Genomic DNA, 13,109 nt, shown 5'->3' on the forward strand with positions numbered 1-13,109 from the left:
AAAGCGCCAATAGCTATCATTAAAGGATCATCACTCCAGCTGCAGCCGCCCTTGCGCATCGGCCACCAGCAGCCCCACCAGCTCCTGCGCAAAGCTGGGCAGGGCCTCCAGGCTGCGCACGCAGATCTGCATCTCGCGCACCGACCACGCATCTGACAACGGCACGATCGCGATGTCCATGGTCTGGGCGTGGCGGCTCGCGGCGGACTCGGGCAGCACGCCCACGCCCACGCCCGATTCGATCATGCGGCAAGCGGTCTCGAAGTTGCCGACCTGGATGCGCAGCTTGATCGGGCGGTGCAGCTGGTCGCTGGCCTGGCGCAGAAAGGCATGGATGGCGCTGGACTCGTGCAAGCCCACATAGTCGAGTTCGAGCGTGTCGGAAAAATCGATCTGCATCTGGCCGTCGAGCGGGTGGCCGCGCGGCACGACCAGCACCAGGCGATCCCGGTGGTAGGGCAGGGTCTCCAGGTTTTCGGTGCGCACCAGGCCGGCGACGATGCCGATGTCGGTCTGGCCCTCGGTCACCGCCCGCACGATATCGTGGGACAGGCGCTCGCGCAGGTCGATGTTCACATCGGGATGGCGGCGCAGAAAATGCCGCAGCACGGGCGGCAAAAACTCCCCCAGCGAGGTGGTGTTGGCGAACACGCGCACATGGCCCTTGATGCCACGCACATACTCCTGCATGTCGCCGCGCAGGTGCTCGATCTGGCCCACCACCATGCGCGCATGGGTGACAAAGGCCTGGCCCGGCGGTGTCAGCGTCACGCCCTGGCTGGTGCGGTACAGCAGCTTGGTGCCAATGCTCTCTTCCAGGTTCTTGATGCGCGTGCTCGCGGCAGGCAAGGAAATAAAAGACAACTCTGCTCCGCGCGTCATGCTGTTTGCTTCAGCAATGCGCACCATCAAACGCAGATCCACAAGATCGAAATGCATGGCCATGCGCGCATTGTAGGAAAGCCAGCCCCCTTCCCCTCGCACCAGCCATGGCGCGCACAAACGCCGTCTTCAAAAATGGCAAAGCCGCCCCCAGCCCAGCCGCCCTAGGATGGCAACCTTGCCTGCACGGTGCAGGCCACCCGACAGGCACCACCGAAAGAACGCCATGACCGCCAGCGAGCAAGCCACCGCCCCTGCCACCCCTGCCCCGCACGGTGCAGCCCCCCAACGCCCCGGCGCCCTGGGCCACCTGCGCGTGCTCGATCTCTCGCGCGTGCTGGCGGGCCCCTGGTGCACCCAGAACCTGGCCGACATGGGCGCCGATGTGATCAAGATCGAAAAGCCCGGCGAGGGCGATGACACGCGCCACTGGGGCCCGCCCTTTTTTGCCGACGCGGCCGGCACACCCACCGACAACGCCTGCTACTTCGCTGCCTGCAACCGCAACAAGCGCTCCGTCACAGTGGACATGGCCACCCCCGAGGGGCAGGCACTCATCCGCGAACTGGCCTGCCAAAGCGACGTGCTGGTAGAGAACTTCAAGACCGGCGGCCTGGCGCGCTACGGCCTGGACTACGCGAGCCTGAGCCGCTTCAACCCACGCCTGATCTACTGCTCGGTCACGGGCTTTGGCCAGACCGGGCCGTATGCACCGCGCGCTGGCTACGACCTGCTCGTGCAGGCCATGAGCGGGCTCATGAGCATCACGGGGCGCGCCGACTCCGAGCCCGGCGGCGGGCCTTTGCGGGTGGGCGTGGCAGTCATCGACCTGTTCACCGGCATGTACGCCACCAGCGCCATCCTCAGCGCCGTGGAGGCGCGCCACCATACGGGCCGTGGCCAACACATCGACATGGCCCTGCTGGACGTGGCCATGGCCGTGCTGGCCAACCAGGGCGCGGGTTACCTCAACACGGGCAACGTGCCCCAGCGCCAGGGCAACACCCACCCCAGCGTCGTGCCCTACCAGGACTTTCCCACGCAGGACGGCAACATGCTGCTGGCCATCGGCAACGACGGGCAATTTGCGCGTTTTTGCGAGGCTGCTGACGTGGACTGGGCGCGGGATGCACGCTTTGCCACCAATGCCGGCCGGGTCACGCACCGCGCAACGCTGATTCCGCTGATGGAGCAGCTCACGCGCACGCGGCCCACGGCCGACTGGATTCGCCTGCTCGAAGACAAGGCCGTGCCCTGCGGCCCCATCAACCACATCGGCCAGGCCTTTGACGACCCCCAGGTGCAGCACCGGGGCCTGCGCGTGGAGCAAGAGCGCTACCCGGGCGCCCAGCCCCCAGCGGGCGATCACATCAACCGCGTGGTGACAACAGCCAGCCCCATGCGCCTGTCAGACACGCCGCCCACGCTGCGCCATGCGCCGCCCGCCCTGGGCCAGCACACCGAGCAAGTGCTGCTCGAGCGCCTGGGCGTCGACCCCCAGCGCCTGGCTGCGCTGCGCGCCAAAGGCGTGGTGTAGTAGCGCAACGACGTAACCGCTCAGCGCCGCACCCGCCCACCAGGTGCCAGCGCGCGCGCTCCATGGCAGCGCCGTGGCCGCATGGGGGCAGGCCCGCCTGGGTCCGTTGACAAGCGCCCAGCCCCGAACTGCCCGCACCGACACTGCCCACGACCAACGGCAGGGCTGCGCCCTGCGGGGCATTGGCGTTGCACGCAGCAACCGCCAGCGCACAATATGCGCCTTCGGCTGCCCGGGTTCACCGCAAGCTGGGGCCGCCTCAAATATTGGTCAAATCGGCCTCCAGCGCTTGTCTATCAATCGCTGTAAGCTATCAAACGAAGAGCATCCATTTGTCCCCCGCGCATTCTGTCCTGCAGGACGTCTTTGGCTACGAACAATTCCGCGGCCCGCAAGAGGCCATCGTTGAGCATGTGATTGGCGGCAGCGATGCGCTGGTGCTCATGCCCACGGGCGGTGGCAAAAGCCTGTGTTACCAGGTGCCGGCCATCGTGCGCCAGCAGCAGGGGCACGGGGTGACCATCGTGATCTCGCCGCTGATTGCGCTGATGCACGACCAGGTGGGTGCGCTGCACGAGGCGGGGGTGAGCGCCGCGTTTCTCAACTCCACCCTGAGTTTTGACGAAGCGCAGGACGTGGAGCTGCGCCTGCAGACGGGCGATATCACGCTTTTGTATGCCGCACCCGAGCGGCTGAACACACCGCGTTTTCTGGGCCTGCTGGACAGCCTGTACCAGGGCGGTCACCTTGCGCTGTTTGCCATCGACGAGGCGCACTGCGTCAGCCAGTGGGGCCACGACTTTCGACCCGAGTACCGCGCGCTCACGGTGCTGCACGAGCGGTATGCCGGCGTGCCGCGCATCGCGCTCACGGCCACGGCCGACGACCTCACGCGCGCCGACATCATCGAGCGGCTGCAGCTGGAAGACGCGCGGCTGTTCATCAGCAGCTTTGACCGGCCCAACATCCGCTACCGCATTGAAGAGAAAAAGGACGTCACCACGCAACTGCTGCGCTTCATCGAGCGCGAGCATGCGGGCGAGGCGGGCGTGGTGTATTGCCAATCGCGCAAGCGCGTGGAAGAGCTGGCGGCCACGCTGAGCGACGCGGGCGTCAACGCCCTGCCCTACCACGCGGGCCTGGACACCAAGGTGCGCCAGAAGAACCAGGACCGCTTTCTGCGCGAAGAAGGCATCGTGATGGTGGCCACCATCGCATTCGGCATGGGCATCGACAAGCCCGACGTGCGCTTTGTCGCCCACGTGGACATGCCCAAGAACATCGAGGGCTACTACCAGGAGACCGGCCGCGCGGGCCGCGACGGCCTGAACGCCGACGCCTGGATGGCCTATGGCCTGAACGACGTGGTCAACCAGCGCCGCATGATCGACGAAAGCCCGGCGGGCGAGGAGTTCAAGGCGGCGCTGCGCGGCAAGCTCGATGCGCTGCTGGCGCTGGCCGAGGCCACCGACTGCCGCCGCGTGCGGCTGCTGGCGTATTTTGGCGAGGCCTCCACCCCCTGCGGCAATTGCGACAACTGCCTGACGCCCCCGGCCATCTGGGATGCCACCGATGCGGCGCGCAAGCTGCTGTCCACCATTTACCGCGTGAACCAGGCCAGCGGCATCAGCTTTGGCACCGGGCACATCATGGACATTTTGCGTGGCAAGAACACCGAGAAGGTGGTGCAGTTCGGGCACGAAAAAATCTCGACCTTCGGCATTGGCGCCGACCTGTCCGAACCGCAACTGCGGGGGGTGCTGCGCCAGTTGATTGCCACCGGCGCCCTGGGCCTGCAAAAGGTGATGCTGGAGAGCGGCCACAGCTTTGACACCCTGTGCCTCACCGAGGGCTCGCGCGCGGTGCTCAAAGGCGAAGTGCCGGTGCAGTTGCGCGAATCTGTGTCGTCAGCCCCCGCCAAACGCACCCGCAAGAGCAGCGCCCCACCCGCTGCGGCCGCCAACCTGGGGCCCGACGCCCAGGTGCGCTTCATCAACCTCAAGGCCTGGCGCGCCGAGGTGGCGCGCGAGCACAACCTGCCGGCGTACGTGATCTTCCACGACGCCACGCTGGCGGCCATTGCCGAGCGCAACCCCGGCACGCTCGATGACCTGCAGGGCATCAGCGGCATGGGGGCGAAGAAGCTGGAGGCGTACGGGGCGGACGTGTTGAGGGTGTGCACAAGCGCATAGCCCCGGCGGGGAATGGGCCCGGTGCGTTGTGTGCCCCGCCGTGGACGGCAGACAAAAACTGCAGCGCAATGCCCGCCCGCAGTGCTTGATATGCATCAATCATTGGGCGCAATATCGTCACCAATGGCGCACCAGTGTGTCCCGCATTGCCTGATTTATCCACAGATTCACGACCAATACACTGACCTCACCTTCTGTATGAACGGGGTTGCCAGGCAAAGGCCCAAAAGGTTTTCGCCGCCTCGCACGTGGAAGGGGCACCGTTGTCGAGGTCCTCATGTCATCGCTCCCACTCACGTCTTCTTCGATTGCCTCCCGCGAGGCGAACGATCCCCTGATGCGCATCCTGCGCATGCTCGTGGGCTTTTTCTACCTGCCGCATGTGCTGTCCAAGATCGTCGGCTTTGCAGGCACCGCCGTGTTCTTTGGCAAAGCCGGTTTCCAGCCGCCGGAGGTGTTCGTCGTGTTGTCCGGCGCCATGGAGCTGGCAGTAGGGGTGGCATTGCTGCTGGGCGTGTTCACCAAGTACGCAGCGCTGCTGTCCGTCGGCCTGATGGTGGTGGCTGCGGGCGCGATCATGATCGTCAACGGTGTAGGCTGGTACTGGAACAAGTCCGGCGTGGAGTACCTCGTGTTCTGGGCGGTGGCCTCCCTGGTGGTGTTTGCCAATGAATGGCGCAAAGAACCGGGCCTGCTCGGCTGGGTGCCCGGCCGCAGCTAAAACCAGCGCTTATCCCCAACGCAACCCAAGCGACCAGGGCGGCCTACGACACCACGTGGCCGCCCTGGTCGCTTTATTTTTGTCGTGCATCCGTGGGCTGACCCGGAACGTTGCAGGGCTGCACCTTCCACTGCGCCGCACCGGCGTTGGCCAGCGCATGGCCCAGCACCTGCAGTTCGTCGGTTGGGAACAGGCCTGCATGCCAAGTGGTGCATAAAGAACAAGCGCTCGCACCATTTGCGGGTGCAACACAGTGCTGCCGATGTACTTGAACTGGCCATGCTCCTCGCGCATCAGTGCCTCGAAAAAACAGTGAAGCCTCAGGGGCAAGACGCTCCAACCAAACCGCCGGCCCACGCTGCGAAAGAATTCGTTACAACTCTCCGAAACCGGGATACATTCGGCCCGGCACTTCAACAGTCAACTCACGCAATCAGGAGAGGGTAAGTCGATGTTTTTCAAGCAATTGGTGGCTATAGCACTGCTCACAGGAACAAGCCTGGCACAGGCCTTCGCGCCGCAAGCAGGGACCTGGGTTGTGAGCTCAGAACTAGATGGCAAACCGGGCCGAGGATTGGCTCTTGACGTTCAGAACGACACATTCGTCATGCAGATGTATGCGTACGAGAGCAGTGGCCAACCCACTTTTTATCTGGCAACCGGCAAAATTTCCAATGATCAGGTCTCGGCCCCTTTGATCCGCTACACCGGAGGCCGCTACCTGGGCAGTGGTCCACTCTCTGGCAAGGAAGCTGGCAATGCAGGCACGGTGAGTTTTCGCTTCACCAGTGGGGCAACAGGCTATATCACTCTCCCAGGCGAATCAGAAAAGGCCATCTCCCGATTTAACTTCGGCTACCCATTTGCAGCGTCGAGCCTGGTGGGCATATGGAGTCTGACTTCTCTCGGGTCTGAAGGACTTGTCGCGGATGCCGTGCAACTGAAAAGCAACCTGGGACCGACCTCGAATGGCAATGGCCTTGTCGTGTCATCCGACGGGTTGTTTGGCTGTGAGCATCAGACGTCGGGCGGGCTATCTGGCACGGTGCTTTGCATCAAAATCAACGCCCAAGGACAGCTTCTGAGGTCTTATGTTTTCGCTTACAGCGTGAATGAAGGTGAAGGGTATTCCCAGCGTTCAGGCACCGGCACCCAACAGCTCTTGTCCATTCGCAGACTCACCAACCCACAGGGCGTAGGCACAGGGTTGGTATACAAATCAGAAGAGCAGCAGCCCGTGGTCGAGCACCCTGCGTTGCGTTTTCATATGGGTGAAATCGCTACAAGCAGCTCTTTAAACTGAGCTCCGGGGGCACATGGTTGCCCCCCATTGGCAGCTACTGCCTGCGCAGTGCAAAAGTGGCAAATTGTGCGGCCCATCGAATCGCTTGCTGTGATGTCACGGTCCAGTGCGCTCCAGAGGGCCCCCGGCATTCCTGAAGTGCCCAGCAGACCACGCCCTGATCGGACAGTGCAGTGACCAATTCACACAAGGTCTCTGCACTAAATAGCCCCGAATGCCACGTAGTCCGGCATTCATGCGGCACGCCGCTGGCCACTAACAGACCGAGCGACTCCCACGCACGCACGCCGCTGCCCGGCACACCCGTGATGGCGTCGTAGTGATGTTTGGGCCCCTTGATGTCCAGGCCCACCCAATCGAGCAAGGGCAACACCGCCGCAAGGCGTTCGGGGTACATGCCGCCGGTGTGCAGGCCGGTGGCAAAGCCCATCGCGCGGACCTGGGCCAGCGCGGCGGGCAGCGCGGCCTGCAGCGTGGGCTCGCCGCCCGAGAACACGACGCCATCCAGCAGGCCCCGGCGGCTTTCGAGAAATGCCAGCACCTGCGACCAAGACGTGGCGGTGGGGGCCGCAGCATCGAGCAATTCGGGGTTGTGGCAATAGCTACAGCGCCAGGGGCATCCCTGGCAGTAGACCACCGCCGCCAGGCGGCCGGGGAAGTCGATGGTGGTGAGCGGCGTGAGGCCGCCCACGCGCAGCGACTGCCCGCTGCTGACAGCGATCGGCACGGTGGTGCCGGACGCACTGCCTTGCAGGCTGCGTGTTTCCAGGTCAGCGGCCACAGGCCGATTCAGCAAAGAACTGGCGCTCCTGGTGTTCGCCCTGCTTGCCCACGTTGAAGCTGGACACAGGACGGTGGTAGCCCATGACGCGGGTCCAGACCTCGCAGGGCTGGCGCTCTGCGTCGGTGAGCGGGACGTCGGCGATGGCGGCGTGTTCAGTGGTGGAAAAGTGGCTCATGGATGTGTGCTCCTGGGGGTTGAAAAAGCGGGCTGCAGCGGGCGCTGCGCCGCCCTGGGGCAACAGGGCGTGGAGTGAACGAGGGTCCATCCTGCCCTGTTGAATTACTATGAAATCAATAGCATTTGGCGCTTTATGAATATGCGCTGCAGGCCCATTTGATTCATATTCTTGGAAAACAACCTGGCTCAGGCAGCCAGCGCCGCACGCTTGGCCGCCAGCCGCTCTTCGTCGCAGCGCGGGCAGAACGGGTGTTCGCCCGCCAGGTAGCCGTGCGTGGGGCAGATCGAGAACGTGGGCGTGATGGTGATGTAGGGCAGGCGGAAGTTCGTTAACGCCCGTTTCACCAGCTCGCGGCAGGCCGCGCCGCTGGACAAGCGCTCGCCCATGTACAGGTGCAGCACGGTGCCGCCGGTGTACTTCGATTGCAGGGCCTCCTGGCGCATCAGCGCCTCGAACGGGTCGTCGGTGAAGCCCACGGGCAACTGCGAGGAGTTGGTGTAGTACGGCTGGCTCGCGGTGCCTGCCTGCAGGATGGCAGGCCAGCGCTTCTTGTCTTCCTTGGCGAAGCGGTAGGTGGTGCCCTCGGCGGGCGTGGCCTCCAGGTTGTAGAGGTGGCCGGTTTCTTCCTGGAACTGCGTCATGCGCTCGCGCACGTGGTCGAGCAGGCGCAGGGCGAAGGCGTGGCCCCAGTCGCTGGTGATGTCGTGCAGGTCGGCCGTGAAGTTGCGCACCATCTCGTTGATGCCGTTCACGCCCAGTGTGCTGAAGTGGTTGCGCAGCGTGCCCAGGTAGCGCTTGGTGTAGGGGAACAAACCCTGGTCCATGAGACGCTGGATGAGCTTGCGCTTGGTCTCCAGGCTCTGCTTGCCCAGCTCCATGAGGCGGTCGAGCGCGGCCAGCAGCCCTGCTTCATCGCCCGCGTGCAGGTAGCCCAGCCGCGCGCAGTTGATGGTCACCACGCCCAGGCTGCCCGTCTGCTCGGCGCTGCCGAACAGGCCGTTGCCGCGCTTCAAGAGTTCGCGCAAATCGAGCTGCAGGCGGCAGCACATGGAGCGCACCATGTTCGGCTCCAGCTCGGAGTTGATGAAGTTCTGGAAGTACGGCAGGCCGTACTTGGCCGTCATCTCGAACAGCAATTGCGCGTTCTCGCTCTCCCAGGGGAAATCCTTGGTGATGTTGTAGGTGGGGATCGGGAAGGTGAACACACGGCCCTTGGCGTCGCCCGTGGTCATCACGTCGATGTAGGCGCGGTTGATGAGGTCCATTTCGGCCTGCAGATCCCCATAGCAAAACGGCATCTCTTGGCCCGCGATCACGGGCACCTGCTCGCGCAAATCCTCGGGGCACACCCAATCAAAGGTGAGGTTGGTGAACGGCGTTTGGGTGCCCCAGCGCGAGGGCACGTTGAGGTTGTAGACCAGCTCCTGAATGCACTGGCGCACGGCTGGGTAGTCCATTGCATCGACGCGCACATACGGCGCCATGTACGTGTCGAACGACGAGAACGCTTGCGCGCCCGCCCACTCGTTTTGCAGCGTGCCCAGGAAGTTGACGATCTGCCCCACGGCGGAACTCATGTGTTTGGGCGGCCCCGCCTCCACCTTGCCCGGCACACCGTTCAGGCCTTCGTGCAGCAGCGTGCGCAGCGACCAGCCCGCGCAGTAGCCGCTGAGCATGTCGAGGTCATGGATGTGAATGTCGCCATTGCGGTGCGCCTCGCCGATCTCGGGCGTGTACACATGCGACAGCCAGTAGTTGGCCGTGACCTTGCCCGACACGTTGAGGATGAGCCCGCCCAGCGAGTAGCCCTGGTTGGCGTTGGCGTTCACACGCCAGTCGGCGCGCGTGAGGTATTCGTTGATGGAGCTTTCCACGTCGACCAGGGTCTGCTTGTCGGCACGCAGCGTGGCGTGCTGCTCGCGGTAGACGATGTAAGCGCGCGCCGTGGCCAGGTGGTTGGCGGCGATGAGCGTCTGCTCGGCCACGTCCTGGATCTGCTCGACGGAGGGCGCCTCGCCGTGGAAGCGGTGGATCAGCACCTTGGTGACCTGCGCGGTGAGCAGCACCGCTTCTTCGGCGTCGTATTCGCCCGATGCCTGGCCCGCACTGGCCAGCGCAGCGCGGATGCGTTCGGCATCAAAAGGAACGCGCTGGCCGCTGCGCAAAACAACGTCGCGGGGCAAGGTGACAAGGGTGGACGCCATGGAATCGACCAATCAATGAATCGGATTAAAAACACTACCTATGGTGTCCACGATACCTATCAAACACTATAGGTAGTTTGATCAAACACAAGCAGGGCGGTAAGCGGAGGTAAAAAAAAGCCGGCACAAGGCCGGCAAAAGGAAGGTGCCGTCAGGCCCTACCGATGGATGGGGGTGCGTGCCGTAGCACGCTGGAGCACAACGGGGTGCGCGTTGAAAAGGTGCGTTGTTCTTCTGAGCGTGGTGGACCTGGGGGACTGCGCCGCGACCGCCTGGTTGCGCGGCCGCTCAATGGCAGGCGGCGGTTTCTTCCTCCTCGATGCGGGGATAGAAATCATGGTCCTCACGCTGCATGCGCTCGAACACGCGGCGCAGCACCACGTTGGCCTCGTCGCGAAAGCCCTGCGCATCGCGGCGCACGTTCTCGGCCGTGTTCCAGCGGCGAGCAAACGCATCGTAGGCGCTGGCGATCGATGCCATCTCGCTCTGGTATTGGCGACCCAAACGCGCCAGATCGGCGTTGTCGCCGCGCTGCAGCGCCGGGTACAGCACCTGGTCTTCCACGGCCAGGTGCAGCTTGATGGTGCCGCTCATCGCGACGATGCCTTGCGCGATGGCGGTGGCATGGCCCTCCACGCCCGCCTGGGCCAGCGCGCGCAGCGTGGCGATGCTGCGCAGGATGTCGGTGTGCTGGTGCTTGAATTTGTCGAGGTTCATGGCATGTCCTTGTGGGATGTGAAGAAGAAGCATGAGGGGTTGCTGTGTTGCAGCCGCTTGTGGCGGCGGCAACATGGGCGGTCTGTGCGGGACTCTCGGGTCTGTCTTGTCAGCGGCGGGACTCTGCCAGGTACGCCCCGGCCATTGCCGCAGGAGCGCGCGAGCCAAACACGCCGCTCACCACCTGCCAGGCCATGGCCAGCGCGCCCACGATGAAGACCACGTCGCCGAAGGTGCGCACCCAGCGCAATGTCTGGATAAAGGGCTGCTGCATGAACTCCTCGCCCCGGGCGTACCACAGGCCTTCGCTCACGCTGGCGTGGAACTGGAACAGGGCGATGGGAAACAGGCTGGTGGCAATCATCAGCACCAGGCCGGCGTTGAGCCACCAGAAGCCCGTCTTCATCAGGCGCTCGCTGAACACCAGCTGCGGCCGGATGTAGCGCAGCACCAGCAGCGTGAAGCCGAGCGCCAGGAATCCATACACCCCGAACAGCGCGGCATGGGCATGCACCGGCGTGGTGTTCAGGCCCTGCACGTAGTACAGCGCAATGGGCGGGTTGATCATGAAGCCGAAGACACCCGCGCCCAGCATGTTCCAGAAGGCCACGGCCACGAAGCACATCAGCGGCCAGCGCAGGCGGGCCATCCAGGGCGTGCGGTGCTGCAGGCGCCAGTGTTCCCAGGCCTCGTGGCCCAGCACGACCAGCGGCACCACTTCGAGTGCGCTGAAGGCCGCGCCCACCGCCATCACCGGGGTGGTGGTGCCCGCAAAGTACAGGTGGTGGAAGGTGCCGGGTACGCCACCCAGCATGAACAGCGAGGCCGAGGCCAGGCTGGCCGTGGTGGCCATGCGCACCGACACGAGCCCCAGCGTCGAGAAGATGAAGGCCAGCGCCGTGGTGGCAAACACCTCGAAGAAGCCTTCGACCCACAGGTGCACCACCCACCAGCGCCAGTACTCCATCACCGACAGGTGGGTGCGTTCGCCATAGAAGAAGCCTGCACCATAGAACAGGCCGATGGCCACCACCGACGCCGTCAGCAGCGCCAGCAGGTTCTTGTCGCCGCCGGGTGTGCGCAGCGCCGGCACAATGCCGCGCAGCATGAGCACCAGCCAGAAGACGATGCCGGTGAACTTGCCGATTTGCCACAGACGGCCCAGGTCCACGTATTCATAGCCCTGGTGGCCCAGCCAGAAGTTCCACTCGGGCGGCATGATCTGCGCGATCGCCAGGTAGTTGCCCGTGAACGAGCCGACCACCACCACCACGAGTGCCCAGAACAGGATGTCCACGCCCAGCTTCTGGTAGGCCGGGTCCTTGCCGCCATTGATGAGCGGCGCGAGGAACAGGCCGGCAGCCAGGAAGCCCGTGGCGATCCAGAACAGCGCGCTCTGGATGTGCCAGGTGCGCACCAGCGAGTAAGGCAACCACTGCGACACGTTGATGCCGTAGAACTGCTGCCCCTCCACCGTGTAATGCGCGGTGAACCCGCCCACCAGCACCTGGAAGCTGAACAGCGCGACGATGAGGAACAAATACTTGCCCAGCCCGCGCTGCGACGGCGTGAGCGGCACGCGCGACAGCGGGTCGTGCTGGGGTGGCACGGGTTCCACCTCGTCGTGCTTGCGCAGGAAGGACCAGCCCCACACGAGGAAGCCCACGCCCGCCATCATCACGACCACGCTCATCACCGACCACACCATGTTCTCGGCGGTCGGCTTATTGCCGATCAGCGGTTCGTGCGGCCAGTTGTTGGTGTATGTGGCGGTGGTTCCTGGCCGCTCGGTGGCGGCGGCCCAGGCCGTCCAGAAGAAGAAACCCGTCATCTGCGCACGCCGCTCGGGGCTGGGCAGGGTGTTTTCCTTCATGGCGAAGTGTTCGCGGGTGGTGTGCAGCGCGGGCGCGTCGCTGAAGAGCTGGTCGTAGTACAGCGCTGTCATCGCAATGGCATCGGCCCGCGTGGTGGACACCGTCGCCACGCCCGTCTCAGGGTGGTAGGTGTTGGTGCGGTACTCGGTCTTCATGCGGTCGCGCAGCACAGCCTGGGCGGCGGCGTCCAAGTCGGCAAAGGGCTTGCCATGCGCACGCTCGGCAGCTACTTCCAGCCAGTTGAGCAGCTCGCGGTGCAGCCAGTCGGCCGTCCAGTCGGGCGCCTGGTAGGCGCCGTGGCCCCAGATGGAGCCCAGCTGCATGCCACCCACCGACTGCCAGGCGGTCTGGCCATCAAGGATGCTGTCGTGCGTGAAGAGGACTTCGCCGCCCGCCGTGGCGATCTTGGCGGGGATGGGCGGCGCGGTGCGGTAGACCTCGGCGCCGTAGTAGCCCAGCAGGCTGAAGGTGACGATGAGCACGCCGATCAGCGTGAACCAGAGCTTGCGGTAGTTACCCATGGCGGGCCTCCTGCTTCAATAGGACAAGGACGGGGCGGCGCCAGCGTGCGCTGGCCGCACATGGGGCCGGTTGGTGTCGGGGTCTTGGTGTCATGGTTTTTCTGAATGAGTGAATCGGTGTCACTGCCTACATCGCAAGCGCCGGGCCAGGGCTGTAGGTCTTTCAAATCAACCACTTACAAATGTCATGGTTTTT

The 13,109-nt window shown here is 64.4% G+C and carries 10 protein-coding genes; 4 read left to right on the top strand and 6 right to left on the bottom strand.

Features of this window, described 5'->3' with window-relative positions; genetic code table 11:
* Positions 1–30: 30 nt before the first annotated feature.
* A complete protein-coding gene (locus CLU85_RS22640; RefSeq protein WP_100412244.1) occupies positions 31–945 on the bottom strand; it encodes a LysR substrate-binding domain-containing protein in 915 nt (304 codons plus the stop codon).
* A gap of 163 nt (positions 946–1,108) precedes the next feature.
* Between CLU85_RS22640 and CLU85_RS22645 the strand changes: the two genes are divergently transcribed.
* The 4 genes from CLU85_RS22645 (at position 1,109) to CLU85_RS22660 (ending at position 6,635) form a co-directional block, all read left to right on the top strand.
* On the top strand, positions 1,109–2,419 hold the full coding sequence (locus CLU85_RS22645; protein ID WP_100412245.1) for a CaiB/BaiF CoA-transferase family protein: 1,311 nt from the start codon (positions 1,109–1,111) through the stop codon (positions 2,417–2,419).
* Positions 2,420–2,751: 332 nt separating this feature from the next.
* The gene (gene recQ, locus CLU85_RS22650; protein ID WP_100412246.1) at positions 2,752–4,611 is read left to right on the top strand and encodes a DNA helicase RecQ; all 1,860 of its coding nucleotides are present in this window, start codon (positions 2,752–2,754) and stop codon (positions 4,609–4,611) included.
* Between the two features lie 277 nt (positions 4,612–4,888).
* The gene (locus CLU85_RS22655) at positions 4,889–5,332 is read left to right on the top strand and encodes a DoxX family protein (RefSeq protein ID WP_100412247.1); all 444 of its coding nucleotides are present in this window, start codon (positions 4,889–4,891) and stop codon (positions 5,330–5,332) included.
* Positions 5,333–5,783: 451 nt separating this feature from the next.
* Entirely contained in the window at positions 5,784–6,635 is an 852-nt protein-coding gene (locus CLU85_RS22660) for a hypothetical protein (protein ID WP_100412248.1), read from the top strand.
* Between the two features lie 34 nt (positions 6,636–6,669).
* Here the strand turns inward: CLU85_RS22660 and CLU85_RS22665 are convergent, their stop codons facing one another.
* From CLU85_RS22665 to CLU85_RS22685, 5 genes are all read right to left on the bottom strand, one after another.
* Positions 6,670–7,362, bottom strand: a complete 693-nt coding sequence (locus CLU85_RS22665; protein ID WP_369858327.1) for an anaerobic ribonucleoside-triphosphate reductase activating protein — start codon at positions 7,360–7,362, stop codon at positions 6,670–6,672.
* A gap of 43 nt (positions 7,363–7,405) precedes the next feature.
* Complete coding sequence (gene nrdD, locus CLU85_RS22670; protein WP_100412715.1) at positions 7,406–7,594, bottom strand: anaerobic ribonucleoside-triphosphate reductase; 189 nt, start codon at positions 7,592–7,594, stop codon at positions 7,406–7,408.
* A 188-nt stretch (positions 7,595–7,782) separates the two neighbouring features.
* The gene (locus CLU85_RS22675) at positions 7,783–9,801 is read right to left on the bottom strand and encodes a ribonucleoside triphosphate reductase (RefSeq protein WP_100412249.1); all 2,019 of its coding nucleotides are present in this window, start codon (positions 9,799–9,801) and stop codon (positions 7,783–7,785) included.
* A 288-nt stretch (positions 9,802–10,089) separates the two neighbouring features.
* Positions 10,090–10,518 carry a hemerythrin domain-containing protein gene (locus CLU85_RS22680; RefSeq protein WP_100412250.1) on the bottom strand — a complete coding sequence of 143 codons (429 nt, stop codon included), beginning with the start codon at positions 10,516–10,518 and terminating at the stop codon, positions 10,090–10,092.
* A 109-nt stretch (positions 10,519–10,627) separates the two neighbouring features.
* Positions 10,628–12,913 (bottom strand): nitric-oxide reductase large subunit, encoded by a 2,286-nt coding sequence (locus tag CLU85_RS22685; protein WP_100412251.1) that lies wholly within the window; start codon positions 12,911–12,913, stop codon positions 10,628–10,630.
* Between the last annotated feature and the right edge of the window lie 196 nt (positions 12,914–13,109).

Origin of the sequence: Acidovorax sp. 69, from assembly GCF_002797445.1 — a bacterium.
Lineage (GTDB): Bacteria > Pseudomonadota > Gammaproteobacteria > Burkholderiales > Burkholderiaceae_C > Acidovorax.

Coding starts and splice junctions, on each gene's coding strand:
- CLU85_RS22640 (WP_100412244.1), bottom strand. CDS start 945: ATGGCCATGCATTTCGATCTTGTGGATCTGCGTTTGATGGTGCGCATT.
- CLU85_RS22645 (WP_100412245.1), top strand. CDS start 1,109: ATGACCGCCAGCGAGCAAGCCACCGCCCCTGCCACCCCTGCCCCGCAC.
- CLU85_RS22655 (WP_100412247.1), top strand. CDS start 4,889: ATGTCATCGCTCCCACTCACGTCTTCTTCGATTGCCTCCCGCGAGGCG.
- CLU85_RS22660 (WP_100412248.1), top strand. CDS start 5,784: ATGTTTTTCAAGCAATTGGTGGCTATAGCACTGCTCACAGGAACAAGC.
- nrdD (WP_100412715.1), bottom strand. CDS start 7,594: ATGAGCCACTTTTCCACCACTGAACACGCCGCCATCGCCGACGTCCCG.
- CLU85_RS22675 (WP_100412249.1), bottom strand. CDS start 9,801: ATGGCGTCCACCCTTGTCACCTTGCCCCGCGACGTTGTTTTGCGCAGC.
- CLU85_RS22680 (WP_100412250.1), bottom strand. CDS start 10,518: ATGAACCTCGACAAATTCAAGCACCAGCACACCGACATCCTGCGCAGC.
- CLU85_RS22685 (WP_100412251.1), bottom strand. CDS start 12,913: ATGGGTAACTACCGCAAGCTCTGGTTCACGCTGATCGGCGTGCTCATC.